The following is a 24,540-nucleotide window of genomic DNA, read 5'->3' as shown; positions in this document are numbered from 1 at the left end:
CAGCTATTGTCTCCGAGCTAAACGGACATAGCGGGCGCACGTTCAGAAATCCATTTTTATATAGATTGCGGCGGCGTGTCCCGGTCTAGGGAAGCCTTCGCGGAAGACAGCGGCCGCTTGGAGCGCTATCGATGCTGGTCACAGCGGTGCAGTGGGACGCTGGCGCAGTTCTGATTGCGGAGGAGAGAAAACAGGGAAACCGAGGAGAAAACGATTCTGTTGCGCCTGCGGATAACCGAGAGGCCGCAGCGTTTTCTTGATGTTTTCTGACAATTTCCGTTCCGGTGCCCCGCTGGCACCACGTGTCACCTACTCCGAGACAGGAGCGGTGGCCAACGACCGCGGCCGCGGCATCCCGACGCTGAGGACAGGCCCAGCCCTGGCTTGCGGGCCGCCGCACCGCCCGGAGGCGGGACACCGCGGGCAGTTCGTTGCATACCGGCGCGGGCGACGCCCCTCGATAGGCTGAACTCCGTGACTGACAAGGCTATTCGTACCCGCTTCGCGCCCTCTCCGACAGGGATGTTCCACGTGGGCGGCGCGCGTTCGGCGCTGTTCAACTGGGCGCTCGCCCTGCAGCAGCCGGAAGGCAAGTTCGTGCTCCGGATCGAGGACACCGACGCCGCGCGCAACCGCCCCGAATGGACCGAGGGCATCCTGCGCGCCCTGTCCGCGCTGGGAATCGACGAACGCGACCCGCACTTCGAAGGGCCCTACTTCCAGTCGGCCTACGCCGACAAGCACCGGGAGGTCGCAGAGGAGCTCTACCGCAAGGGCCGCGCCTACTACTGCGACTGCACCCGGGAACAGATCCAAGAGCGGCGGGGCAACCCCCACCTCGGCTACGACGGGTACTGCCGGGACCGAGGGCTGGAGCCGGGGCCGGGCCGGGCCCTGCGCTTCCGGGTACCCGAGGGCGGGCCCACCGTCGTGGACGACAAGATCCGCGGCCGGGTGGAGTTCGACCACAGCGCGATCGAAGACTTCGTGATCGCGCGCTCGGACGGCTCCCCGCTGTTCGTCCTGGCGAACGTGGTGGATGACGTGGAAATGGCCATCACCCACGTGGTCCGCGGCGAAGAGCACCTGTCCAACACGCCCAAGCAGCAACTGCTTTGGGAGGCGCTGGGCCAGACTCCGCCGGTCTGGGCCCACCTGCCGGTGATCGTCAACGAGAAACGGCAGAAGCTGTCGAAGCGCCGCGACAAGGTAGCGCTCGAGGACTACCTCGCCGAAGGCTACTTGCCCGAGGCGATGGTCAACTACTTGATGCTGCTGGGCTGGGGCCCGGGCGACGACCGGGAGATCATGCCGTTCTCCGAAATGGTGCCGCTGTTCCGGCTGGAGGACGTCAACAGTTCGAGCGCGTTCTTCGACGAGAAGAAGCTGCGCGCGTTCAACGGCGAGTACATCCGCGCGCTCGACACGACCGAGTTCGTGGAGCGGTGTGCGCCCTGGCTGGGATCGGAGAAGGCGCCCTGGCCGGCGGAGAACTTCGACGCCCAGGTGTTCGAGGCCGTGGCGCCGCTGGCGCAGACCCGGATCTCGGTCCTCAGCGAGATCGTCTCCTACGTGGACTTCCTCTTCCTGGACCGCCCCGTGGAGGACGAGAAGAGCTGGGCCAAGGCCATGAAGCCGGGGGTGGGTGAGGAGATGCTCACCGCGGCCTTGGAGCGGTTCTCCGACCCGAACCTGGAGTGGCGGGCCGAGCCGCTCAAGGCTGCCTTGGAGGAGGTTGCCGCGGCACAGGGGCTCAAGCTGGGCAAGGCCCAGGCGCCGGTCCGTGTCGCCGTCACTGGACGCACGGTGGGGCTCCCCCTGTTCGAGTCGCTGGAACTGCTGGGCCGGAGCCGGGTCCAGGAGCGTCTCCGCGCGGCGTTGGAGAAGCTCAAAGCTGCTGGTGAGTGAGCCCGGGGTGGGGCGGTGGAGCGCCGCCCCACCGGCTTTGCCGGGTATCCGTTCGCACCTGCGCAAAATGTTCGCTAGAGTTATGCATGGCCGCGGGGAGCGGATCCAAAGGAACCGGTCCCTCGTGAGCACTGGGGTATGGTGTAATTGGCAGCACGACTGATTCTGGTTCAGTTAGTCTAGGTTCGAGTCCTGGTACCCCAGCGGTGGTCCTCCTCGGAAGATTTTCCGCGTTGAACCTCCACCACGGCTTTGAGTTGTCCACGGCCCCCGTCGTCTAGCGGCCTAGGACGCCGCCCTCTCAAGGCGGTAACGCCGGTTCAAATCCGGTCGGGGGTACCACACGGGGAAGCCCCGCCTCACGTGAGGCGGGGCTTCCCCGTTTTCTCCCTCCCTGCCTCTCAGGTGGCGCAGGAAGCCGCACCTGTGCCGCGCAGCCGGGTCTCGGGACGTGTGAGGGCGCGTCCACCGGGCACAGGCCCGAAGAGCGCAGCGCGACACTGGAGAGGGCACAGCCATGGGGAGACGAGTGTGGGCAGCAGCGGCCGTGCTCCTACTGGCCGCGGGATGCACCACGGATACGGGGCAGGCCCCAGGCCCTGCGACCCCGTCCGCCGCACAGTCCACGGAAGGCCACGCCAGCGTGGGGGAGGCGACCACGGTCGCCTCCGGGCTGCACGTGCCCTGGGCGGTGGCGTTCCTCCCCGACGGCGCGGCACTGGTTTCAGAGCGCGATTCGGGGCGCGTCCTCCGAGTTGCTCCGGACGGCGCCGTCGCCGAGGCGGGGACCGTACCGGGAGTCGTCCCGCAGGGGGAGGGCGGTCTGCTCGGGCTCGCGGTCTCCCCGGACTTCGCCACAGACTCGCTGGTCTACGCCTACCTCACCACCGAATCAGACAACCGGATCATCCGCATGCCCTACGACCCGGAACGCGGATTCGGCACGGCAGAGGTCGTCGTGGACGGTATCCCCAAAGCCGACCTGCACAACGGCGGGCGGATCGCGTTCGGCCCCGACGGGACGCTGTACGCGGGAACCGGTGACGCGGGCCGCCCCGAGCTGGCCCAGGACACGGACTCCCTGGCCGGGAAGATCCTGCGGATGACCCCGGACGGCGCGCCCGTTGCCGACGCCCCTTTCGGCAACCTCGTGCACAGCTACGGGCACCGCAATGTGCAAGGACTGGCCTGGGATGAGGACGGCACCCTGTACGCCACCGAGTTCGGGCAGAACACGGTCGACGAGGTGAACGTGATCGTCAAGGGCGGCAACTACGGGTGGCCGGAGGTGGAGGGGATCGGCGGTGCTCCCGAGTACACCGACCCGGTGGTCACCTGGAGCACCGAGGAGGCGTCCCCCAGCGGGGCAGCGATCGCGGGCGGGGCGCTCTGGGTGGCCGCACTGCGCGGCGAACGCCTGTGGCGGGTACCGCTCACCGGGGACGCCGCAGAGCCGGTCCGGGCCCCGGAAGCGCTCCTCGTCGGCGACTACGGCCGGCTGCGCGCGGTCGAAGCTGAACCGGGCGGGCAGGCGATCTGGGTGACGACCAGCAACCGGGACGGCCGGGGAGACCCGGACGCCGACGACGACCGGATCCTGCGCCTTCCGCTGGACACCGGGTCGTAGTCCTTGGCCGCGGCCGGTCCAGGCAACCCGGGTCAGGTGTGGCGCAGCGCTTCGCTGATCTTGTTTGCGGCCGCGAGTACAGCGGGGGCGTGCAGCCGGCCTGGGGAGCGGGTCAGCCGTTCCAGCGGACCGGAGACGGAGACCGCGGCGATGATGCGCCCGCTCGGTGCGAAGACCGGCGCGGACACGGAGGCGACCCCCGGCTCCCGTTCGCCTACACTCTCTGCCCACCGGCGGCGGCGCACCTGGGCCAGGGTCGCCGCGGTGAAGTGCGCGCCGCGCAGCGTGCGGCGGATCCGCTCAGAGTCCTCCCAGGCCAGCAGGACCTGGGCGGCTGAGCCCGCGGTCATGGGAAGCTCACTGCCCACCGGGACCGTGTCGCGCAGTCCGCTCATGCGTTCCGCGGCGGCCACGCACACCCGGACGTCCCCTTGACGGCGGTACAGTTGCGCGCTTTCCCCCGTGTGGTCGCGCAACTGGGCGAGGATCGGGGTGGCGACGGCCAGCAGCCGGTCCTCCCCGGTGGCGATGGACAACTCGGTGATCCGGGGCCCCAGGATGAAGCGCCCTTGGCTGTCCCGAGCGACCATGCGGTGTCGCTCCAAGGCGACCGCCAGCCGGTGCGCTGTAGGCCGTGACAGTCCCGTGAGCCGTACGAGCTGGGCGAGGGACGCGGGACCGGATTCCAGGGCGGTGAGGACGGACATGGTCTTGTCCAGCACACCTACCCCGCTGGATGGGCTAGAGTTGTCCATGGCTTGATATTGCCGTCTCGCTATTTGGAATGCAAATCCGCCAGCCCGTACGTGCGGACCGCGCGGGGAGGATGTCCGCGCCGGTCGCCGAGGGGATCGGCGTACGGCGGCGAGAACCCCACGACAATCATCGAGACGCGAGGAGGCGTCCATGGCCCGCACGATGGCCGAAAAAGTCTGGGAGGAGCACGTCGTCAGGCGAGCCGAGGGTGAACCCGACCTGCTCTACATCGACCTGCACCTCATCCACGAGGTGACCAGCCCTCAGGCGTTCGAAGGGCTCCGCCTGGCCAACCGGAAGCTGCGCCGCCCGGACCTCACCATCGCCACCGAGGACCACAACGTCCCCACCGAGAACATCTTCCTGCCGATCGCTGACCCGGTGTCGCGCACCCAGGTCGAAACCCTGCGCAAGAACGCCGCGGAGTTCGGGGTGCGCCTCCACCCGATGGGCGACATCGACCAGGGCATCGTGCACGTCATCGGCCCGCAGCTGGGCCTCACCCAGCCGGGGATGACCATCGTCTGCGGCGACAGCCACACCAGCACGCACGGCGCGTTCGGCGCGCTGGCCTTCGGCATCGGTACCAGCCAGGTCGAGCACGTCATGGCCACCCAGACGCTGCCGATGACGCCGTTCAAGACCATGGCGGTCAACGTCGAGGGCAAGCTCAAGCCGGGGGTGACCGCCAAGGACATCATCCTCGCCGTGATCGCTCAGATCGGCACCGGCGGCGGCCAGGGCCACGTGATCGAGTACCGGGGCGAGGCCATCCGGTCGCTGTCCATGGAAGCCCGCATGACCATCTGCAACATGTCGATCGAGGCGGGCGCCCGGGCCGGCATGATCGCCCCCGACCAGACCACTTTCGACTACCTCAAGGGCCGTCCGCACGCCCCCAAGGGCGAACTGTGGGACCAGGCCGTCGAATACTGGAAGACCCTGCCCACCGACGAAGGCGCAGTGTTCGACAAGGAGGTCTTCCTCAACGCCGACGAGCTCAGCCCGTTCGTCACCTGGGGCACCAACCCCGGACAGGGCGTCCCCCTGGACTCGGTCGTCCCCGACCCCGAGTCCTTCACCGACCCGGTCGAGCGTGCCGCCGCCGAGAAGGCCCTGGCCTACATGGACCTGAAGCCCGGCACCCGGATGCGGGACATCAAGATCGACACGGTCTTCCTGGGCTCCTGCACCAACGGTCGGATCGAGGACCTGCGCGCCGCCGCCGAGGTCCTCAAGGGCCGCAAGGTGGCCGACGGGGTGCGGATGCTGGTCGTCCCCGGCTCCCAGCGGGTCAAGCAGCAGGCCGCGGCCGAGGGCCTCGACGAGATCTTCAAGGCTGCTGGCGCCGAGTGGCGTGAAGCGGGATGCTCGATGTGCCTGGGCATGAACCCCGACACGCTCAAGCCCGGGGAGCGCAGCGCCTCCACCTCCAACCGCAACTTCGAGGGCCGGCAGGGCAAGGGCGGCCGCACCCACCTGGTGTCGCCGCTGGTCGCCGCCGCCACCGCGGTGCGCGGCACGCTGTCCTCTCCCGCCGACCTGTAGCCCGCCCGCGACTGTCGAGGAAACGTCACCATGGAGAAGTTCACTGTCCACACCGGCCGTGCGGTTCCGCTGCGCTACAGCAACGTGGACACCGACCAGATCATCCCCGCCGTCTACCTCAAGCGGGTGACCCGCACCGGGTTCGAAGACGGCCTGTTCGCCGCTTGGCGTACTGACCCCGACTTCGTCCTGAACAAGCCGGAGTACAAGGACGGCACCATCCTCATCGCCGGACCCGACTTCGGCACCGGCTCGTCGCGTGAGCACGCCGTGTGGGCGCTGCAGAACTACGGGTTCAAGGCCGTGCTCTCCTCACGGTTCGCCGACATCTTCCGCGGCAACTCCCTCAAAGGCGGTCTGCTGACCGTGGTGCTCCCGCAGCCGGTCATCGAGCAGTTGTGGGAGATGGTCGAGGCCGACCCCGCTACCGAGATCACCGTGGACCTGGTGAATCGCGAGGTGCGCGCCAAGGACATCGTCGAGCCGTTCGAACTGGACGACTACACCCGGTGGCGCCTCATGGAAGGGCTCGACGACATCGACCTGACCTTGCGTCACGTCGACGCGATCGCCGAGTACGAGAAGCGCCGCAAGCCATGGCTTCCGGTCACCCAATAGGACCTGATGCGACCGACGATGACCCGGAATTCGCGGCGGAGTGGGAATTTTACCGAGATTTGGCAAAGCGGCTTAAAGATGCCCATCGCAAAGCCAATGCTCTTCCGGAATCCGTCCGAATTCCGGTGATTCGTAAGCTTTTAATGGTGACAGAGCGGGTCAAAAGAGACCCAGTTCAAGCTTCAGAACGCCTAGATCGCATGCTGGCTGAGCTGGGTCAGACGGCGAAAGAAACCCCGACACGCTGATCAGATCGGCGTTGAGTGTTTGTACCCGGCCACGGTTTCCCCTAGTTTCAAGCGAGCAAGGGGGAACCGGAGGAACTATGAACAAACGTGATCTGATCGACGCAATCTCGGGGCGGTTGGGGGACAAGAAGACCGCCACCGAAGCCGTCAACGCCGTGCTGGAGACCATCCAGCAGACTGTCGCCAAGGGTGACAAGGTGGCCATCACCGGGTTCGGGGTCTTTGAGAAAGCCCAGCGGGCGGCCCGGACCGCGCGAAACCCTTCCACCGGCGCCACCATCCACGTTCCGGCGAGCTACGTTCCGAAGTTCCGTCCCGGAGCTGACTTCAAAGCCTTGGTGAACAACGGCAAGAAGTAACCACCACGACACTCGGCCACAGCCGTTGCCCGGGAGCCCGTCAAGGCCCCGGGCAGCGGCGTCTTTCTGCCCGGATCAGCCGCCGGTCCGCGCCAGACCCAGCGAGTCCAGCAGGGCAGCCGTGTGCGGGCCCACACCGAGCCGTGCCGCAGCCCACAGGTCCTCCGGAGTGTCCACGTCGTGCCGGACCGTGGGCACCCCCGCCAGTTCGAGCTCCACCGCACCGCTCTGCCGGTGCCGGAGCCGCGACCACCCCTCGAACGCGGGAGCGAACACCGCCCGCGGCAGAGCGCTGTACACCGTGGTCCCCACCCCGTGGGCGTCCGCGAGAAAAGCGTTGGGGTAGGTTGCCGCTGCGGCCAGCACCTGGGAGAGTTCCGCTGGGCGCAGTGCCGGAAGGTCAGCGGAGAGCGCGCACACCCCCGCGTCCGGATAGGCCAGGCGGGCCCGGGCCGCACCGTGCCGCAGCGCGGCGTTGAGCCCCGTGCCCGGCTCCCCGGTCACCACGTGCGCCCCGAACCGTTCCAGTGCCGCGGCTGCCGTGGCATCCTCGGTGACCACGAAGATCGCCGCCACTTCGGGGGTGGCCGTGACCGCGCGTACCGTGTCGCAGGCCACGGCCAAGGCCATCTCCGGTCGGCGTTCGCCGGCGAACTCGGCGAGTCGGGACTTGGCCATGGACAACCGCTTCACCGGTATCACCACCGACCAGCGCTGACGTGTGTCCACAGCGTCACCATCCCCCCGCCCGGTCGATCGGAACCGGTAGAAGAGAGTATGTCCCAGCCAGAAAACGGGGGAACGGGCCCTTCCCATAGCCCGGACAATGGAGTGCTGGAAGATGACGCGGACACCCGCGACGGGGCGGGCGCCCAACATCAACCGATCGGAGGAGTCCACATGAAACGCCGCGAGTCGCGCTGGCTGAAAGCGGTCGCCGTCACCGTCGTGCGCCCCCTCATCGCCGCGGTCACCAAACCCACCTGGCGCGGCCAAGAGCACATCCCCCGGGAAGGCGGGGTGATCATCGCGGCCAACCACCTGTCCGTGGCGGACCCGCTGACCGTGGCGCACTTCCTCTACGTGGCCGGGCGCCGCTGGCCGACGTTCACCGCGAAGGAAGGGGTCTTCCGCATCCCCATCGTGGGACCGGCGGTGCGCAAGCTCGGCCAGATCCCCGTGCACCGCGGCACCACTGACGCGGCTAAAGCACTGCACGAAGCGGAGGAGGCGCTCACCCAGCACGGTGCTGCGGTGATCTTCTACCCGGAAGGCACCTGCACCCGGGACCCCAACCTGTGGCCCATGGTCGCCAAGACCGGGGTGGCGCGGCTCGCGTTGCGTACCGGTGTCCCGGTGATCCCCGTCGCCCACTGGGGGGAGCAGCACCTCCTGCCCTACGGCACCGCAAAGCTGCGGCTCTTTCCCCGCACCCCCGTCGAAGTAGTGGCTGGGCCGCCGGTGGACTTGTCCCGCTACCGGGAGCAGCCGTTGACCGCGACCACGCTGCGTGAGGCGACCGCGGAGATCATGACCGCCATCACGCGGCTCCAGGCCGAGATCCGCGGCGAAGAGCCGCCGCTCGAACCGTACGATCCCAAGAAGGCGCGCGGACAGAACCTGGGACCCAACAACAGCGAGGGCGCGAAGTGACCAAAGTGGCGGTGCTCGGCAGCGGTTCGTGGGGAACAGCCTTCGCGAACGTGGTGGCCGATGCGGGAATCGCGGAGACAGTCCTGTGGGGCCGACGGCCCGAAATCGTCGAGGCGATCAACACGAAACACGAGAACCCCGACTACCTGCCAGGGATCACCCTCAACCCCCGGCTGACCGCTACGACCGACGTGGCCGAGGCGATGGCGGGCGCCGACTTCACGGTGATCGCCGTCCCGGCGCAGACGCTCCGCACGAACCTGGCCGCCTGGTCTGAGGCACTGGACCCCGGCACGGTTGTCGTCAGCCTGATGAAGGGGATCGAGGTCGGCACCTGCCTCCGGATGAGCGAAGTCATCGCGGAGGTGCTGGAACTCCCCGACCACCGCATCGCGGTGCTGTCCGGCCCCAACCTGGCGCGGGAGATCGCGGAACGGCAGCCCGCCACCGCCGTGGTCGCCTGCACGGACGAGCAGACTGCTGTCCGTTTGCAGCACCTGTGCAAGTCCCCCTACTTCCGCCCCTACACCAACACCGACGTCATCGGCGTGGAGCTGGGGGGAGCGGTCAAGAACGTCATTGCGCTGGCGGTGGGCGTGGCCGTGGGCATGGGTTTCGGGGACAACGCCAAGGCTGCGCTGATCACCCGGGGCCTGGCGGAGACGGTGCGGCTCGCGGTGGCGCTCGGCGCCGACGAGCACACGCTTGCCGGGCTGGCCGGCCTGGGGGACCTGGTGGCCACGTGCAGCTCTCCGCTGTCCCGCAACCGCACATTCGGGGAGAAGCTGGGCTCCGGGATGACCGTGGACGAGGTGATCGCGGAGACGAAGCAGACCGCGGAAGGCGTCAAGTCCTCCACGTCGATCCTGGAGCTGGCGCGCGCCCACGGCGTAGAGATGCCGATCACCGAGGCGGTGGTAGCGATGATGTACCACGGCCTGCCGCCCGCTGAGGCGCTGCTGGCGTTCATGTCCCGCAGCGCCAAACCGGAACGCTACGGGGTCTGAGCCGGGCATAGGCTGCACCTTCGCGGAGGCAGGCGGTGCCTGCGGTGCGGGGCTGCCGGGCTTCACGCAGGGCCGTGCCCGCGGCCTGTCCCCCTCCTCCCTGCAACCTTCGCTGTCGTTATCCGGTTTTATGTCATGGGGGCGTATTCGGGAGCAGCGTTCCAAGGAGGCGACATGGCACAGCACTACGGCGAACACACCAGGGCGGTCCGCGCGACTGCCGCAGCCCCGGCACCGGGCACTCCGATGCGCATCCCGGTATACCGCGCCTCCACCTACGCTTTTGCGACCTCCCGCGACTATGCCGCGAGCCTGACCGGCGATGGGCAGTACGCCTATGCGCGCATCGACTCCCCCAACAGCGACGCGTTCGCCGCGGCAGTCGCCGCCCTCGAAGGAGCACACCTGGAGGGTGAAGTCCACGGGCAGGGGTTCGCCTCCGGCATGGCCGCGATCAGCACCACCCTGCTGGCCCTCACCCATGCCGGAGCCCACGTTGTAGCCTCCCGCGCCCTCTACGGCAACACCTACAAACTGCTGGACGTCGTGTTGCGCCGGTTCGGGGTGGCCGTGGACTTCGTGGACATCACCGATCCGGCCGCGGTGCGCGCTGCGTTCCGCCCCGAGACGGTGCTCGTCTACACCGAGACGCTGGCCAATCCGACCATGACCGTGTCGGACCTGCCCGTGCTCGCCGCGCTCGCCCACGAGGCGGGGGCGCTGCTCGTGGTGGACTCCACTTTCGCCTCCCCCGTGGTGTGCCGTCCCCTGGAGCACGGCGCCGACATCGTGCTGCATTCGGCCACCAAATACCTTGGCGGGCACTCGGACGCGACCGGGGGAGTGGCGGTGGGCCGCCCCGACCTGCTGGCCCGTATCCGTGAAGCCCGCATCGACTTGGGGCCGCACCTGGCCGCCGATGAGGCGTTCCTGCTCCACCGCGGTTTGGAGACCCTGCCGCTGCGCATGGCCCGCCAGTGCGCGACCGCAGCCGAGTTCGCCGCTGCTCTCGCCGAGCACCCGGCCGTGGCCCGCGTCGACCATCCGAGCCTGCCCACCCACCAGGGGCACGTACTGGCCCGGAAACTCTTCGACACCGGGCCTGAAGGCCCCCGCTACGGCGCGGTCGTCACGGTCACCCCGCGCGGGGGCCGGGAAGCGGGCATCGCGTTCGCGGACCGGCTCCGCCTGGCGACGATCGCCCCCTCCCTGGGCGGGACCCACACCGTCGTCAGCCACGTCGCCTCCACTACCCACCGGCAGATGAGCGACGAGGCCCTGCACGCAGCCGGGATCGACCCGGGAGCAGTGCGGTTCTCCATCGGCGTGGAAGACCCTGCCGACCTGATCGCCGATGCCCGGCAGGCCCTCGACGGACTGCCGGTCAAAAAGTGACAAATCCCGTGTTTCCGTGGGCCGCGACCATTGTCACGGGTGGGGTGGAGCGGGATAAGGTCAAGCATCATGGGTGAGCAGCGAAAGATCCGGGTTGCCGTCATCTTCGGCGGACGCAGTTCCGAACACGAGATCTCCTGCGTGACCGCGGGAAGCGTGATGTCCGCCATCGATACCGACCGCTACGACATCCTGCCCATCGGAATCACGCGGGACGGTGACTGGAGGCTGGTCACCGCGGATCCCAGCGAGTTGGCAATCGTTGACGGCAAGCTTCCGGCCGTGCCCGACAGCGGCGCGCGACTGGCCCTGGCCCTCGACACGCCCGGCGCTTTCCTGGAGGTCGCCCCGGACAGCCTGCCGCGGCTCGTCGGCCAGGTCGACGTGGTGCTGCCGCTGCTGCACGGCCCCTTCGGGGAGGACGGCACCATCCAAGGGCTGCTGGAACTCGCCGGAGTCCGCTACGTGGGTGCCGGAGTGTTCGCCAGCGCCGCTTCCATGGACAAGGTCTTCATGAAGGCGCTGCTCACCGCGCAGGGCCTGAAGACCGGCCCGTATCTTGCGGTCAGTGACCGGGCGTGGACCCGCCACCGCAAACGCGTGCTGGACAACATCGCCGCGCTCGGCGGGGTGGTGTTCGTCAAGCCTGCCCGCGCCGGGTCCAGCATCGGCATCAGCCGGGTGCCCGACGCCACCGACACCGCCGCGGTCACCGAAGCCATCGAGGCCGCACGCGCCCACGACCCGAAGGTCATCGTGGAAGCCGGGATCCAGGGCCGGGAGATCGAATGCGGCGTGTTGGAGAGCCTGGACGGCGGGGAGCCTGACGTGTCGCTGCCCGCGGAAATCCACGTGGCCGAGGGGTACGACTTCTACGACTTCGAGGCCAAGTACCTCTCCAACAGCGGTCTGAGCATCCCCGCGGACCTGCCTGACGAGGTGACCCAGCGGGTGCGGAAACTCGCCGCGGAAGCGTTCGACGCGCTGGGCTGCGAAGGACTGGCCCGCGTGGACTTCTTCTACGGCGACGACGGGGAGATCTACATCAACGAGATCAACACCATGCCGGGCTTCACGCCGGCTTCGGCGTTCCCGCAGATGTGGGCGGCGAGCGGTCTGGACTACCCGGCGCTGGTGGACCGGCTGATCCGCACCGCGCTCGTGCGTCGCACCGGCCTGCGTTAGTCCTGCCGCAGCGCAAAGAGCCCCGGGACACCGCTGTCGTGCCGCCGGGGCCCGCGCCTCACTCCGCCCTCACGGGCGGGAAACACCGTTCGGGTGGCGGGAAGGTTCCGTTTCCGCCTGCGGTGTGAGTGAGGGCGGAAGCAGACTGCGGGCCAGGATGGTGCCGCCCGCCGTGGCCGCCGGGAACACCAGGACTGCCACGAACGGGATGGACAGCAGCAGGAAGGCGGGCACAGCAAAACCGAGGGACAGCAGCCGGCGCCGCCGCAGTCCCGCGAACCGGTCCCGGAGCCGGACCAGGCCGCGCCGGTCGAACGCCGAGCCGATGAGTTCCGCGCCCAGCAGCCAGCCGCCGACCAGGGTGGAGAGCACCGGCACGACCGTCTGGCCCACGACGGGAATGAACCCGGCGAAGAACAGCGGGATCGCCGCGGCCACGGAGAGGGAGATCAGGGCCAGCGAGATCCGCAGCGCGCGCAGGAGTGACCGCAGCAGCGGTTCGTCTGGTGCCTTGGGGGCGTTGCCCAGCTCCTCCTCGACCTCTTCGGCGATCATGTCGTAGAGCGGGGAGCCGAGGGCGAGCGTGACCGTGGTGAACCCGATGACCATGAGCAGCACGGACGCGGCCACGACGACGATGCCGAGGATGACGCGCACCGTCGTGGCCCAACCGGGCGCCCAGTCCGCGGCGAACGGTGTCATCCAGGTGGTGAGGTCGTCGAGGCGCACCAGCAGCGCGATCAGCGCGATGACGAACAGGATGGACGTGAGGAAAGGCGGCAGCGCTCCCAGGAAGAACAGTTTGGGCCGCCGCAGGATCATGCTGAACCCGCGGAGGAGCGTGCCGATGCCGGTGAAGATTTCGCGCAGCAGAGTCACGGGGCGACAATAACGGGGGACGACAGTTCAGCCACCAGCGGGGCTCGCAGACACCCATCAACCCCGGCACGGTGGGCATGACGGTCTCAACCGTAGCGGGACCGGCCTTGGGGTGCGAACCCTGTCCCCGCGGACCCGCCCGGCCGTACCGGGCAGCCCACCGCGGCCGCCCCGGGTCAGCGCACAGCCCGCAGTCCGCCGCGCGGCGGGTCGCCCAAGCCGTGGGCGTTGCGGTACCAGCCTTTCTCCGCCAGCAGTTCGTCGTGGGAGCCGCGCTGCACCACCCGGCCGTCGACGATCACATAGATCTCGTCTATCTCCTCCAGCCGCGCCAGGTCGTGGGTGATGAGGAGCGTGGCATAGCCCGCGGACGCCGCCAGCAGGTCGTCGAGGACCGCATCCCGGGTGTCCGGGTCCAGATGCGCGGTGGGCTCGTCCAGCACCAGGATGCGGGGCTGCGCCAGCAGTGCCCGGGCCAGGGCCAGCCGCTGCCGCATGCCCCCGCTGAGCCGGGCCCCGTGCGCGCCGACCTCGGTGTCCAACCCGTCAGGCATGGTCGCGCGGATGTCGTCGGCCAGCCGGGCCCGCTCAAGGGCCGCCCACAGTTCCGCATCGTCCGCGCCGGGCCGGGCCAACCGCAGGTTCTCGCGCAGCGTGCTCGCGAAAATGTGCGGGTCCTGGGGCACCCCGCTGATGAGGCGGCGCACCTCGTCCACGGGGTAGTCGGTGATGTCGGCACCGTCGAGGGTCACCGTGCCCGCATCCGGGTCGCGGAACCGGAACAGCACCGAAGCCAGAGTGCTCTTTCCTGATCCGCTCGGCCCCAGCACCGCGATCCGCTTGCCCGGAGCAAGGTCGAGGTCCACGCCGTCCAGTGCCCACGGCTCGTCGGGACCGTAGCGGACGCGCAGGTCCCGCACCCGGAGGGTGGCCGCCTGGTCGGGCAGCCCAGACTGTTCGGGAGCGGCCGCGGCTTTCACTTCGGGTTCGGTGTCGAGCACGTCGAACAGGCGGGCGCCTGCCGTGCGGATCGCCTCGAGTTTCGCGGCGACTGCGGGCAGGGGCGCGACGATTTCGAAAGCAGCCAGCGCGGTCAGCACCACGACCGCGAACGCGATCGCGTCCAGGGTGCCTCCCGCGACCGCTGCGACGCCCAGCAGCAGAGTGGCCCACACTGTCAGCCCTGCCACGAGCGCGCTGGCACCCGTGCCGAGGCCCAGCACCGCGGCGTCCCGCCGCGCCAGGCGGGTGAGTTCGGCGTCGGCCCGCTCCACGCGGCGCACCGCCTGCTCCATAGCCCCATAGGCCACCAGGTCCGGGGCCCCGTAGAGCGTGTCGACGAGGGAGCTGGAGAGTTCTCCCCGCGCTGCGGCCTGGTGGCGCCCCGACGTGCGGCCCAGCGCGGCCGCGAACAGCGGCACCGCCAGCCCGCCGAGGAGCAGCCCGGCAGCGAGCAGCAGTCCGCCGGGCACGAACAGCACAGTGCTCAACAGGACGACTGCGCTGCCGACGGCGAGGGCGGACAGCGGCGGGGTGAGGCCGCGCACCAGCAGGTCCTGGGTGGCGTCGGTGTCGTTGACGAGCCGCGACACCAGGTCACCGGAGCGGAAGCGGCGCACGGGTTCGCTGCGGGCCAGCCGCTCGTAGACCCGCACACGCACCTCGGCGAGCGTGCGGAACGCCGCATCGTGGGTGACGAGGCGTTCCAAGTAGCGGGCCACCCCCCGGGTCACGCCCAGGGCCCGGGTGGCGACCACGGCGACCCCGAGCGCGGTGATCGGCGGGTGCGTGGCCGCGGTGGCCAGCAGCCACGCGGACACGCTCAACAGGCCGACGCCCGCACCGGTGGCCAGCGCCCCCAGCAGCACTCCCAGCACGAACCGGGTGGTGCGCGGGCGGGCCAGCGCGATCATCCGCAGCAGTGGCCGACAGGCAGGTTTCGGTGCGGGAAGGTTCATAGTGGGGCTCCGATCCGACCGCCAGCAAGGTGCACGGTCTCGTCCACCAGTTCCGACCATCCGGTGTCGTGCGCGACGATGACTCCGGTGCGGCCCTCCAGGAGGCGGGCGACCGCGCGGCGGACCGCAGCGGCATGGTCCGGGTCGAGGTGGGCGGTGGGCTCGTCCAGCAGCACGATCGGCGCGTCGCGCAGGAAAGCGCGGGCCAAGGCGATCCGCTGGCGTTGTCCCGCGGACAGGCGCGTGCCACGCTCTCCGAGCCGGGTGCCGTAGCCCAACGGCAAGGTGGAGATGAAGTCGTGTGCTTCCGCGAGTTCCGCGGCGCGCCGCACTTCGGCGACGCTCGCCTCGGGTTTGCCGAGCCGGATGTTCTCGAGGACCGTGGTGTCGAACAGGTAGGGGTGCTGGGGCACCCAGGCGATGAGCTGCCGCCACAGGTCGGCGGGGATGTGGCTGAGCGGCGCACTCCCCGTCCCGCCGGGGCGTTCCACGAGGATGGCGCCTTCCGTGGGTTCGACGAAGCGGAGCAGCAGCGCCAGCAGGGAGCTCTTCCCGGACCCGCTGGGACCGGTGAGCAGGAGCCGCTGCCCGGGGCGGATGACCAGGGAGACCTGGGAGAGCGCGGGCAGGTTGCGCCCCGGGTAGGTGAGGGAGACGTTGGCGAACCGGATCTGCGGGGCGGTGCAGCCGTTGTCGAGGCAGGGGCGCACCAGGGCGCGGGAGGCGGTTTCCCGGGCCGGGGCGGAGTCCGCTTCGGGTTGCGTCCTGGCCTGGTCGGCGCGTTCGTCCAGCACGGCGAAGACCTGTTCCGCCGCGGCCACCCCTTCCATGCTGGCGTGGAAGCGGGCCCCCACTTCCCGCAGCGGCAGGTACGCCTCGGGGGCGAGGATGAGGACGAGCAGCGCGGTCTGGTAGTCGAGCAGCCCGTACATGAGACGCAGGCCGATCTCCACGGCCACCAGGGCGACCGCGATCGTGGACAGCAGTTCCAAGACCAGCGCGGACAGGAACGCGATCCGCAGGGTGCCCATCGTGGCGTGCCGGTGCTCGTCGGTGATCCGGCGGATGATCGCGGCCTGGGCTTTGGCGCGCCGGAACACGGCGAGAGTGGGCAGCCCTTCGACCACGTCGAGGAAGTGGCCGCCCAAGCGGTTGAGGAGCCGCCACTGGCGCTGGGTGCGGGCCTGGGTGTGCCAGCCGACCAGCGCCATGAAGATCGGGATGAGGGGCAGGGTGAGGGCGATGACGAGCGCGGAGATCCAGTCGGCTTGGGCGACGACGGCGAGGACAGCGAGGGGGACGAGGACCGCGAGCACCAGTTGGGGAAGGTACCGGGCGAAGTAGTCGTCCAGTGCATCGAGGCCACGGGTGGCGAGTGTGGCCAGTTCCCCGGCCCGCGGGGTGCCCGTCCCCTCGCCGTCGGCGGGACCGCTGGCCCCTGACAACCAGACCGGTCCCGGTGCCGGCCCTCCCCGGGGCGGTTCGGGAGAGCCGGGGACCGCGACGCCGGTGACGTGGGCGATGAGGCGTCGGCGGAGCTGGGATTTGGCGCGGGCCGCCGAGTGCAGGGCGGCGGCTTCGGTGCCGTAGGACACCGCTGCCCTGCCCAGGGCGATCGCGGCGACGGCAGCGATCGCCCAGGACAGTTCGGTGAGCCCCTCGCCCGCGGCCGCGCCGGAGATGACACGGGCGATCAGCCAGGCTTGGGCGAGGACGAGCCCGGTCGTGGCGACCCCGCACAGCACGGTGACGGCGAGGTGGACCCGGACCGCGCTAGCGGTGCGCACCAGCCGAGGGTCGAGGGGTTTCATACAGCGGCTTCCTCACGGAGTGATCAGGCGTCGCCGGGGCGTCCGGCGGGGACAAGGGTCGGCTCAATGTGTTCCCGGGTGATGCGCTTGCGGAACACCCAGTAGCTCCAGCTCTGGTAGCCGAGCACCACGGGAAGGAAGATCACCGCCACCCAGGTCATGACGGACAGCGTGTAGTCGGCCGACGCCGCGTTCTCCACGGTCAGGCTGTACGCCGGGTTGGTGGTGGAGGGCAGCACGTTCGGGAACAGCGAGCCGAACAGCACTACCGTAGCGACGGCGATGGTGGTGGCGGTTGCGGTGAACGACCAGCCTTCCCGGCCCCGCAGGGCGAGCGCCACGGCCGCAACCAGGGTGAGAGCGGCGATAGCGACGAGCGGGAGCGTCCACGTCGTCCCGTAGGAGACCTGGGTCCACAGCAGGAATCCGGCCGCAGCGGGCACCGCGACCAGCGCGATCATCGGCACGGCGCGGCGCGCCTGGAGCCGCACTTCACCGCCGGTCTTGAGGCTGAGGAACATGGCGCCGTGCAGGGTGAACAGGGACAGCGTGGTCAGTCCGCCGAGCAGCGCGTACGGGTTGAGCAGGTCGAGCAGGTTGGCGGTGACGATGTGGTCGGCGTCCATCGGCACACCGCGCACGATGTTGGCGAAGGCCACCCCCCACAGCAGGGCGGGGATGGCGCTGCCCCAGAAGATCGCCTGGTCCCAGCGGGCCCGCCACTGCACGCTGTCGACCTTGCCGCGGTATTCGAAGGCCACGCCGCGGACGATCAGGGCGAGGAGCACGAGGAACAGGGGCAGGTAGAAGCCGCTGAACAGGGAGGCGTACCAGGCGGGGAAGGCGGCGAACATCGCGCCTCCCGCGGTGAGGACCCACACCTCGTTGCCGTCCCACACCGGGCCGATCGCGTTGATCATGACGCGGCGGTCGGTGTTGGTCTTGCCGAGGAAGGGCAGCAGGATGCCGACGCCGAAGTCGAATCCTTCGAGGACGAAGTAGCCGATCCACAGCACCGCGATGGCGGCGAACCAGAGAGTTGGAAGATCCATGCCGGGCTCCTAGTAGACGAACGCGGGGACAGGGGCGTCGCGGTCTTCATCCGAGTCGTCGTCCTGCGGGGGCACCACGTGGGTGGGCCCTGCCTTGACGTAGCGCCACAGCAGCCCGGCCTCGATGACGGCGAGCACGCCGTAGACGAGCGTGAACAGGGCCAGGGAGAGCGCCACCTCGGTCAAGGAGACACCGGGTGAGACGCTGGCCGCGGTGAGGAGCTCCCCGACGACGGTCCACGGCTGGCGGCCCATCTCGGTGAGGATCCAGCCGCAGATGTTGGCGGCGAGAGCCGCGGGCAGGCCGAGGATGGCGGCCCAGTACATCCAGCGGTGCTCGGGCAGCCGGCCGCGGCGGGTGAGCCACAGGCCGATGAAGCCTACGGCGACTCCGGCCAGGCCGAAGCCCATCATGAGCCGGAACGACCAGTAGATGACCGGGACGTTCGGCACGTACGATCCGGGACCGAACTGGGCTTCGTAGCGTTCCTGCACGTCGTTGATGCCCTGGACGTTGCCGTCGAGGCTGTTGGTGGCGAGGATGCTCAGCAGGTGCGGGATCTGGATGTTGATGTGGTTGCGTCCGTCGACGACGTCGCCGACCGCGAAGATCGAGAAGCCCGCGCCGTCTTCGTCTTCCCACAGCGCTTCCGCGCTGGCCAGCTTCATGGGTTCGTCTTGTGCCATGAGCTGAGCCTGGTGGTGGCCGGAGAAGGCGACGAGGATGCCCGCGAGAGCGGTGACGGCCAGGCCGGCGCGCAGGGTCTTGCGGAACAGTCCGTGTTCGCTGGGGTGCGGGGCCTGTCCGGGGGTGCCGGTGTCACCGTGGAAGCGGGCGCGCATGAGTTTGAAGGCGCTGACCGCGACCACGAACAGGCCTGCGGCGATGAACGACCCGGCGACGGTGTGGAGGTAGGTGGACCAGGCCTGGTCGTTGGCGAGCACCGCCCAGATGTCGGTGAGTTCCGCGCGTCCGGTTTCGGGGTTGACCTGGTAGCCCACCGGGTGCCGCATCCAGGCGTTGGCGGCGAGGATGAAGTAGGCGGACAGGTTGGTGCCGATGGCCGCTGCCCAGATGGTGGCGAGGTGGATCTTGCGGGGCAGCTTGTCCCAGCCGAAGATCCACAGGCCGATGAAGGTGGACTCCAGGAAGAAGGCGAGGAGGGCTTCCATCGCCAGCGGGGCGCCGAACACGTCACCGACGAATCGGGAGTATTCGCTCCAGTTCATGCCGAACTGGAACTCTTGGACGATGCCGGTGACCACGCCCATGGCGAAGTTGATGAGGAAGAGCTTCCCGAAGAATTTGGTCGCCTGCAGGTATTCGTGCTTGCCGGTGCGGTACCAGGCCGTCTGCAGGCTGGCGACGATGACGGAGAGTCCGATCGTCAGCGGGACGAATAGGAAGTGGTAGACGGTGGTGATGCCGAATTGCCACCGAGCAAGGTCTAGTGCGTCCATACCGCCTCTCCGAAAGCCGGAACGGCCCCGTGGCCCGTACTACCTCGCAGTCTACTACTACAAGTTGTAGTTCTACGATGTGTAGTAGATCGCAAAACCCTGCAACGACCGGGGAAAACAGCAATCCGGCCCTGCCCGGCAGACCGTGCCGTCCGCCAGACAGGGCCGGATGACGCGAGGCGCGCGGCCGCTATTCGAGCGGCTCAGCGCCCCTTTCCACCAGCATCTCGTTCATCAGGTCGATCTCGCTCTCCTGGGCGTCGATCATGCCCTGAGCCAGCGAGATCACCTTCTCGTCAGTGGCGAATCTCACCGCCGCCTCGGCCATGTCCACCCCGCCGCGGTGGTGTTCGATCATCAGCTCCAAGAACAGGACCTCCGCCTCCAGGCCGGTCGCCTCCCGCAGCTGCGCCATCTGCTCGTCCGTGGCCAGCCCGGGCATCCGGTCCGGGACTTCGCCGCTGCCCCCACCGCCGTGGTCGTGCCCGGCCATCCAGGCCATGGGCGGCTGGTTGCTGCGCATCGGCAGATCCCACGCGGCCAGCCACCCGTCCATCCGCCCGATCTGCCCCTGCTGGGTGACGGCCATGTCGTAGGCGACCGTCTTCAGCTTGGGGTCCTCAGTCTTGTCGTAGATGATCAGCGCCATCTCCACCGCCTGGGCGTGGTGTGCGCTCATGTCGCGCAGGAAGCCCACGTCAGCGGAGGTGTCCAACGGCCTGTCGGACCGGTTGGTGAACAGGAAAGTCGCCGCTGCGGTCAGCACGACCAGAAAGAGGACGACCGGCAGCGGAACACGTCGCGATACCCACGGTAGTGGGCCTGTTACGGCTCTGGCATCGCCTTCGTTACCCAACGGAACCATCCTGGGGGGAAATTGCGTTAAGGGTGCGTATGTTCCCTAGTGGAGCATAAGTGACAAAATTTACAGTCCTCATCGAGGACAACCACGAGGAGTAACGGGTGGGCAAGAGTTCAGCGGAACGGCGCCGCCAGGTAGCCCTAGAAATGCGTGCACGGCGGGAGCGCGAAGCCCGGAACCGCAAGATCACCAAGATCGCCGCGATCATCGCGACGGTCAGCCTGGTGGCGGGAGGAATCGGCTACCTCTTCTACCTCGACTACCGCGACCGCAACATCGAAGGGCTCAAGGAGTACACCGGACTGACCCGGAAGCACGTCACCGAAGACGTCGACTACGAGCAGAGCCCGCCCGTGGGCGGCGACCACCACGCGGCCTGGCAGAACTGCGGCGTCTACGACGCCCCGCTGCGCGACCTCCACGCCGTCCACTCTCTGGAACACGGCGCGGTCTGGATCACCTACCGGCCCGACCTGCCCGAAGACGAAGTCAAGAAACTCGCGGAGTTCTACACCCCAGGCAGCTACGTCCTGGTCAGCCCGTACGAGGGCGACATGCCCGCGCCCATCGTGGCCTCCGCCTGGGGCCTGCAACTGGGCGTGGAGAGCGCCGACGACCCCCGACTGCCCCGCTTCCTGCGTGCCTACGAGCGCGGCCCCCAGACCCCGGAACCCGGGGCTGCCTGCCACGGCGCGGTCGGTCTGACCACCGCCGACTCGGACGAAGAGTGGGAAGCCCTGCTCGGAGAAGTCCAGACCATGGAGCAGAGCGAAGACCAGTAGCTCCCCAGCCGTGTCCCACGGTACGGCGGCGGTCAAGCGGGGCGCCAAGGCGCCCCGCTCACAGTTCTCCCGGGGGTAGGGCCGGAATCTCCTGGTCGATCAGTGCGCTGAGCGTCGTCAGCGCTTCGGCGGCAGGGGAGTATGTCGCCGGCAGGGTCAGCTCCACGTACGCTTCGCGGCCCACCGCAGTGAACAGGGTCGGCGCATCCGCGGGCTCGGGAAGCCACGCGATGTCGTTGACCGACAGCAGTTGCGAGTCGGGACGCAGCCCCGCGGGACGCTCCACCCCGCACCGCACCGCGATGGTCGGCGACCCCCAGGCCGCCACCAACTCGGAGTCAGGCTCGACTCGGATGCGTTCCTGCTCATAAAGCGTGTCGGGCAGCCGTGCCATCATCGATCGGCACAGTTTCGCGGTGTGCGCATCCGGAGTGGGGGGCTCCATCCGGACCACACCGCACCCGGTGGCCGCAGCCAACAGCACGACCAGCAGCGAAACGCCGCGGACCGCACGAGACGCAGGGTGCATCAGAGATCGACTCCACACACGGGACTAGGACTCCACATTCACAACCGGGCACGTCAAAGTGCGGGTGATGCCGTCGAGCCGCTGGATGCGCGCGATCACCAGGCGCCCCAGGGCATCGATGTCTTCGGCCTGTGCGCGCACGATCACATCGTAGGGTCCGGTGACGTCGTCCACCTGGGTGACCCCTTCTACCGTGGAGATCGCCGACGCTACCTGGGCTGCCCTGCCGACCTCGGTCTGGATCAAAATGTACGCCTGCACCATGGGTGAGCCTCCGCGACTCTGCGTTGGAGCGTCTGTCGTGTGGGGACCCGCACGGACCGCACCGCCGGCAATCCCGCGTCCGGAACGGGGCACGGGTCTAGACCACTGTGACCGGAAGGGTCACCGTACCCTGGAGACCGTGTCAAGCACTATCGGAAATCTCGGTGAATTCGGGTTGATTGCTCGGGTCACCGCCCGTTTCCCCGCCACCGAGAACGTTTTGCTCGGCCCCGGCGACGACGCAGCCGTCGTCCGGGCCGCTGACGGCCGCGTCGTTGCCACCACCGACCTGCTCGTGGAGGGAAGGCACTTCCGCCGGGACTGGTCCAGTGCGCGCGACGTCGGCCACAAAGCCGCCGCGCAGAACCTCGCCGACATCGCCGCCATGGGGGCCTACCCCACCGCGCTCCTCGTCGGCTTCGCAGCCCCCGCCGACCTCCCCACCGCCTGGGCCGACGAGTTCAGCGTCGGGCTGCGCGACGAGTGCGCCGCTGCCGGAGCCGCGGTCGTGGGAGGGGACGTCGTCAGCTCCGACACCCTCACCATCGCCATCACCGCGCTCGGCGACCTGCGCGGCGCTGCCCCCGTCCGCCGGGACGGGGCCCGGCCTGGCGACCTCGTCGCCGTCACCGGTAATCTCGGACTCGCCGCAGCAGGCCTCGCCCTTCTCCACGCCGGTCAGGCTGAAGGGCACCCTGACTGCCTGACCGCACACCGCCGCCCTGCACCCCCCTATCCAGCGGGGCCGGAAGCGGCGCGGCTGGGCGCCACCGCCATGATCGACATCAGCGATGGACTGCTCCAAGACCTCGGCCATATCGCTGCGGCCTCCGGGGTGGGAATCGCGGTACGCAGCGCTGACCTGCACCCGCCTGCCGGGCTGGTCGAGGCGGTTGAGACACTGATCCGCGGCGGAAACGCCGTACGCTCGCCGCTCGACTACATGCTCGCTGGCGGAGAGGACCACGCGCTCGCCGCCACCTTCCCTCCCCGCACGTCACTGCCCCGCCAGTGGACCGTGATCGGCACCGTGGTCGACGGCGACGGGGTCACGGTCGATGGGGCAATCCCGAAACTTTCCGGATGGGACCATTTCCGAAGAACGCCAGACAACAGTGATCGGTCATGAGTAAGTCACCCAGAGGCAAGATTCCGGTTTTGGGTGACTGGCCGCGCTAAGCTCTGGCGACCGACGGCTTGTCCGTTACCGGAAACGCCCAGGGCACGGATCCGGTCGACAGGAGTGCGGAAAGGCGCGGAAGCTATGCGGAGGCACGGACGGGGACGGGGGCGACGCGGCGCCCACCGCGCAGAGCCCACCGGCAGCGGCCCACTGGCCACAGTGGGCCATGTGCTGGGCAGCACCGTTCCCAAACGCGTATCCCCACCGCGGCCGCTGCGCGTCGCGGTGGTCTCCGGAGCGATCGTCGGCGCGTTGCTGTTCAGCTACAGCACCACCCAGATCTACCTGCGTTTTACCGAACCTGACCAGACGCCGCCGGCACCGAGCGTCACCACGTCGGCAGCCCCGCCGACGGACGGACACGGCAGCCCGCAGGCAGCGATCTCCACGCAAGTGGAGATCACCGTGGGGGCCGAGGAGAGCAGCGCCCCCTCCCCGTCACAGGACGCACCCGACGGAACGGAGCGCACGGCACCGGTTCCAGATCCCGGAGAAACGGCCCCGCCCGGCGGACACCAGTCTTTCCCCGTCCCGCAGAGCGCGCCCGGAACCCCGCGGGTTTCCTACCAGAAAATCGCCTACGACGAGACCCATTTCATGGGGCATGTGACGATCACCAACGCCAGCGATGCCGTGGTGGAGAACTGGGAACTGCGAGTGAAGTTCAGCGACGCCCGCATCGTCTCCGCCTGGGGCACCGAATGGGAACCGGTCCCCGGCGGGTTCATCGCCCGCCAGCCGCACTGGTCCAACGGTATTCCCCCGGGGCAGTCCATCACCATCAGCTTCACGGCGCGGGGCACCAGTCACACCCCGGAAAGCTGCTCGTTCAACGGCGTGCCCTGCTCCCTGTGAGCGGCAAGCCGTCTGTCTCCCGGCCTGGGGAACTCCCTTGCCGCACACTGCCCAGAAAAACGATCGAGCGCCACGACAGTTCGTCTGTGACGCTCGACGATGGTGCGCACGCGGAGTGCGCGCTGAAAGGGCATTCAGAAACGATCGACTTTGCCCGCCTTGATGCAGGAGGTGCACACGTTCAGCCGCTTCGGCGTACCCCCCACCCGGGTACGGACAGTCTGGATGTTCGGGTTCCAGCGGCGGCGGGTACGGCGGTGCGAGTGCGAGATACGGTTCCCGAACCCCGGTCCCTTGCTGCAGATGTCACAGACGGAAGCCACGGTAACTCCATTCACGCGCTCGGGCCGGCTGTGCTCGCACGCACGTCGATGACCCGAGAAAGGTCTGATGGGCAAGCAGGTCGACGCGGAACGCCAACCGTGGAAGCGTACCCGAAGACAGGACAAGACCCCACACCAGGGATCCATGTCTCCGGACGAGCGCCGGATCACCAACCGGAAGGGAGAATCCGGCTCAGGAAGTCCCCCGCTGAGGAGCCGTCCCAAGACACAACGCTTCTCCAAGTATAGCCCTGCGACGATCCGTAAGATGCCACAG

The 24,540-nt window shown here is 68.8% G+C and carries 23 protein-coding genes and 2 tRNA genes; 14 read left to right on the top strand and 11 right to left on the bottom strand.

Annotated elements, in window-relative coordinates:
• The first annotated feature begins 474 nt into the window (after positions 1-474).
• From gltX to CW348_RS06450, 4 genes are all read left to right on the top strand, one after another.
• Positions 475-1,908, top strand: a complete 1,434-nt coding sequence (gene gltX, locus CW348_RS06465) for a glutamate--tRNA ligase (protein WP_011291070.1) — start codon at positions 475-477, stop codon at positions 1,906-1,908.
• Positions 1,909-2,040: 132 nt separating this feature from the next.
• Positions 2,041-2,112, top strand: a tRNA-Gln gene (locus tag CW348_RS06460).
• Positions 2,113-2,174: 62 nt separating this feature from the next.
• Positions 2,175-2,250, top strand: a tRNA-Glu gene (locus CW348_RS06455).
• A 175-nt stretch (positions 2,251-2,425) separates the two neighbouring features.
• Entirely contained in the window at positions 2,426-3,535 is a 1,110-nt protein-coding gene (locus CW348_RS06450; protein WP_011291071.1) for a sorbosone dehydrogenase family protein, read from the top strand.
• 32 nt (positions 3,536-3,567) lie between these two features.
• Here CW348_RS06450 and CW348_RS06445 read toward each other — a convergent pair whose 3' ends face one another.
• Positions 3,568-4,242 carry an IclR family transcriptional regulator gene (locus tag CW348_RS06445; protein ID WP_038043346.1) on the bottom strand — a complete coding sequence of 225 codons (675 nt, stop codon included), beginning with the start codon at positions 4,240-4,242 and terminating at the stop codon, positions 3,568-3,570.
• Positions 4,243-4,441: 199 nt separating this feature from the next.
• On the opposite strand from CW348_RS06445, the gene leuC reads away from it, so the two are divergent.
• The 3 genes from leuC to CW348_RS06430 all read left to right on the top strand — a co-directional run bounded on the left by leuC (position 4,442) and on the right by CW348_RS06430 (position 7,064).
• A complete protein-coding gene (gene leuC / locus CW348_RS06440; protein WP_011291073.1) occupies positions 4,442-5,839 on the top strand; it encodes a 3-isopropylmalate dehydratase large subunit in 1,398 nt (465 codons plus the stop codon).
• 30 nt (positions 5,840-5,869) lie between these two features.
• Positions 5,870-6,457 (top strand): 3-isopropylmalate dehydratase small subunit, encoded by a 588-nt coding sequence (leuD, locus tag CW348_RS06435; RefSeq protein ID WP_011291074.1) that lies wholly within the window; start codon positions 5,870-5,872, stop codon positions 6,455-6,457.
• A 325-nt stretch (positions 6,458-6,782) separates the two neighbouring features.
• The gene (locus CW348_RS06430; protein ID WP_011291075.1) at positions 6,783-7,064 is read left to right on the top strand and encodes an HU family DNA-binding protein; all 282 of its coding nucleotides are present in this window, start codon (positions 6,783-6,785) and stop codon (positions 7,062-7,064) included.
• Between the two features lie 75 nt (positions 7,065-7,139).
• On the opposite strand, the gene cofC is transcribed toward CW348_RS06430, so the two are convergent.
• Positions 7,140-7,793 carry a 2-phospho-L-lactate guanylyltransferase gene (gene cofC / locus CW348_RS06425; RefSeq protein WP_081430389.1) on the bottom strand — a complete coding sequence of 218 codons (654 nt, stop codon included), beginning with the start codon at positions 7,791-7,793 and terminating at the stop codon, positions 7,140-7,142.
• A gap of 171 nt (positions 7,794-7,964) precedes the next feature.
• Between cofC and CW348_RS06420 the strand changes: the two genes are divergently transcribed.
• From CW348_RS06420 to CW348_RS06405, 4 genes are all read left to right on the top strand, one after another.
• On the top strand, positions 7,965-8,717 hold the full coding sequence (locus CW348_RS06420) for a 1-acyl-sn-glycerol-3-phosphate acyltransferase (RefSeq protein ID WP_104612564.1): 753 nt from the start codon (positions 7,965-7,967) through the stop codon (positions 8,715-8,717).
• Positions 8,714-9,724, top strand: coding sequence for an NAD(P)H-dependent glycerol-3-phosphate dehydrogenase (locus tag CW348_RS06415; protein ID WP_011291078.1), 1,011 nt, complete (start codon positions 8,714-8,716; stop codon positions 9,722-9,724). The genes CW348_RS06420 and CW348_RS06415 overlap by 4 nt, the downstream gene beginning before the upstream one ends.
• 174 nt (positions 9,725-9,898) lie before the next feature.
• Positions 9,899-11,119, top strand: coding sequence for a PLP-dependent aspartate aminotransferase family protein (locus CW348_RS06410; RefSeq protein WP_016188277.1), 1,221 nt, complete (start codon positions 9,899-9,901; stop codon positions 11,117-11,119).
• Positions 11,120-11,188: 69 nt separating this feature from the next.
• Positions 11,189-12,304, top strand: a complete 1,116-nt coding sequence (locus CW348_RS06405) for a D-alanine--D-alanine ligase family protein (protein ID WP_011291080.1) — start codon at positions 11,189-11,191, stop codon at positions 12,302-12,304.
• Positions 12,305-12,373: 69 nt separating this feature from the next.
• On the opposite strand, the gene CW348_RS06400 is transcribed toward CW348_RS06405, so the two are convergent.
• The 6 genes from CW348_RS06400 to CW348_RS06375 all read right to left on the bottom strand — a co-directional run bounded on the left by CW348_RS06400 (position 12,374) and on the right by CW348_RS06375 (position 20,231).
• The gene (locus tag CW348_RS06400) at positions 12,374-13,183 is read right to left on the bottom strand and encodes an EI24 domain-containing protein (RefSeq protein WP_011291081.1); all 810 of its coding nucleotides are present in this window, start codon (positions 13,181-13,183) and stop codon (positions 12,374-12,376) included.
• 176 nt (positions 13,184-13,359) lie between these two features.
• On the bottom strand, positions 13,360-15,141 hold the full coding sequence (cydC, locus tag CW348_RS06395; protein ID WP_104612519.1) for a thiol reductant ABC exporter subunit CydC: 1,782 nt from the start codon (positions 15,139-15,141) through the stop codon (positions 13,360-13,362).
• On the bottom strand, positions 15,138-16,952 hold the full coding sequence (cydD, locus tag CW348_RS06390) for a thiol reductant ABC exporter subunit CydD (RefSeq protein WP_011291083.1): 1,815 nt from the start codon (positions 16,950-16,952) through the stop codon (positions 15,138-15,140). The genes cydC and cydD overlap by 4 nt, the downstream gene beginning before the upstream one ends.
• A gap of 23 nt (positions 16,953-16,975) precedes the next feature.
• Positions 16,976-18,004 carry a cytochrome d ubiquinol oxidase subunit II gene (gene cydB, locus CW348_RS06385; RefSeq protein ID WP_011291084.1) on the bottom strand — a complete coding sequence of 343 codons (1,029 nt, stop codon included), beginning with the start codon at positions 18,002-18,004 and terminating at the stop codon, positions 16,976-16,978.
• Between the two features lie 9 nt (positions 18,005-18,013).
• Positions 18,014-19,465 (bottom strand): cytochrome ubiquinol oxidase subunit I, encoded by a 1,452-nt coding sequence (locus tag CW348_RS06380; protein WP_104612520.1) that lies wholly within the window; start codon positions 19,463-19,465, stop codon positions 18,014-18,016.
• Between the two features lie 190 nt (positions 19,466-19,655).
• Positions 19,656-20,231 (bottom strand): DUF305 domain-containing protein, encoded by a 576-nt coding sequence (locus CW348_RS06375; protein ID WP_011291086.1) that lies wholly within the window; start codon positions 20,229-20,231, stop codon positions 19,656-19,658.
• Between the two features lie 197 nt (positions 20,232-20,428).
• Here CW348_RS06375 and CW348_RS06370 point away from each other — a divergent pair, with 197 nt between their 5' ends.
• Complete coding sequence (locus CW348_RS06370; protein WP_011291087.1) at positions 20,429-21,109, top strand: DUF3105 domain-containing protein; 681 nt, start codon at positions 20,429-20,431, stop codon at positions 21,107-21,109.
• A 58-nt stretch (positions 21,110-21,167) separates the two neighbouring features.
• On the opposite strand, the gene CW348_RS06365 is transcribed toward CW348_RS06370, so the two are convergent.
• Positions 21,168-21,638: a DUF3515 domain-containing protein gene (locus tag CW348_RS06365; RefSeq protein ID WP_011291088.1), complete on the bottom strand. Its 471-nt coding sequence runs from the start codon at positions 21,636-21,638 to the stop codon at positions 21,168-21,170.
• Positions 21,639-21,662: 24 nt separating this feature from the next.
• The gene (locus tag CW348_RS06360) at positions 21,663-21,902 is read right to left on the bottom strand and encodes an Lrp/AsnC family transcriptional regulator (RefSeq protein ID WP_011291089.1); all 240 of its coding nucleotides are present in this window, start codon (positions 21,900-21,902) and stop codon (positions 21,663-21,665) included.
• A gap of 139 nt (positions 21,903-22,041) precedes the next feature.
• Between CW348_RS06360 and CW348_RS06355 the strand changes: the two genes are divergently transcribed.
• Together CW348_RS06355 and CW348_RS06350 are read left to right on the top strand one after the other, a co-directional pair.
• Positions 22,042-23,031 carry a thiamine-phosphate kinase gene (locus CW348_RS06355; protein WP_011291090.1) on the top strand — a complete coding sequence of 330 codons (990 nt, stop codon included), beginning with the start codon at positions 22,042-22,044 and terminating at the stop codon, positions 23,029-23,031.
• Positions 23,032-23,253: 222 nt separating this feature from the next.
• Positions 23,254-23,940, top strand: coding sequence for a cellulose binding domain-containing protein (locus CW348_RS06350; RefSeq protein ID WP_016188280.1), 687 nt, complete (start codon positions 23,254-23,256; stop codon positions 23,938-23,940).
• Positions 23,941-24,074: 134 nt separating this feature from the next.
• On the opposite strand, the gene rpmB is transcribed toward CW348_RS06350, so the two are convergent.
• Positions 24,075-24,263: a 50S ribosomal protein L28 gene (gene rpmB / locus CW348_RS06345; protein WP_011291092.1), complete on the bottom strand. Its 189-nt coding sequence runs from the start codon at positions 24,261-24,263 to the stop codon at positions 24,075-24,077.
• Between the last annotated feature and the right edge of the window lie 277 nt (positions 24,264-24,540).

The organism is Thermobifida sp. (genome assembly GCF_017577275.1).
Classification (GTDB): Bacteria; Actinomycetota; Actinomycetes; order Streptosporangiales; family Streptosporangiaceae; genus Thermobifida; species Thermobifida fusca.
Note: the sequence above shows the minus strand (reverse complement) of the source record. Positions and strands in the feature narration are given on the sequence as shown.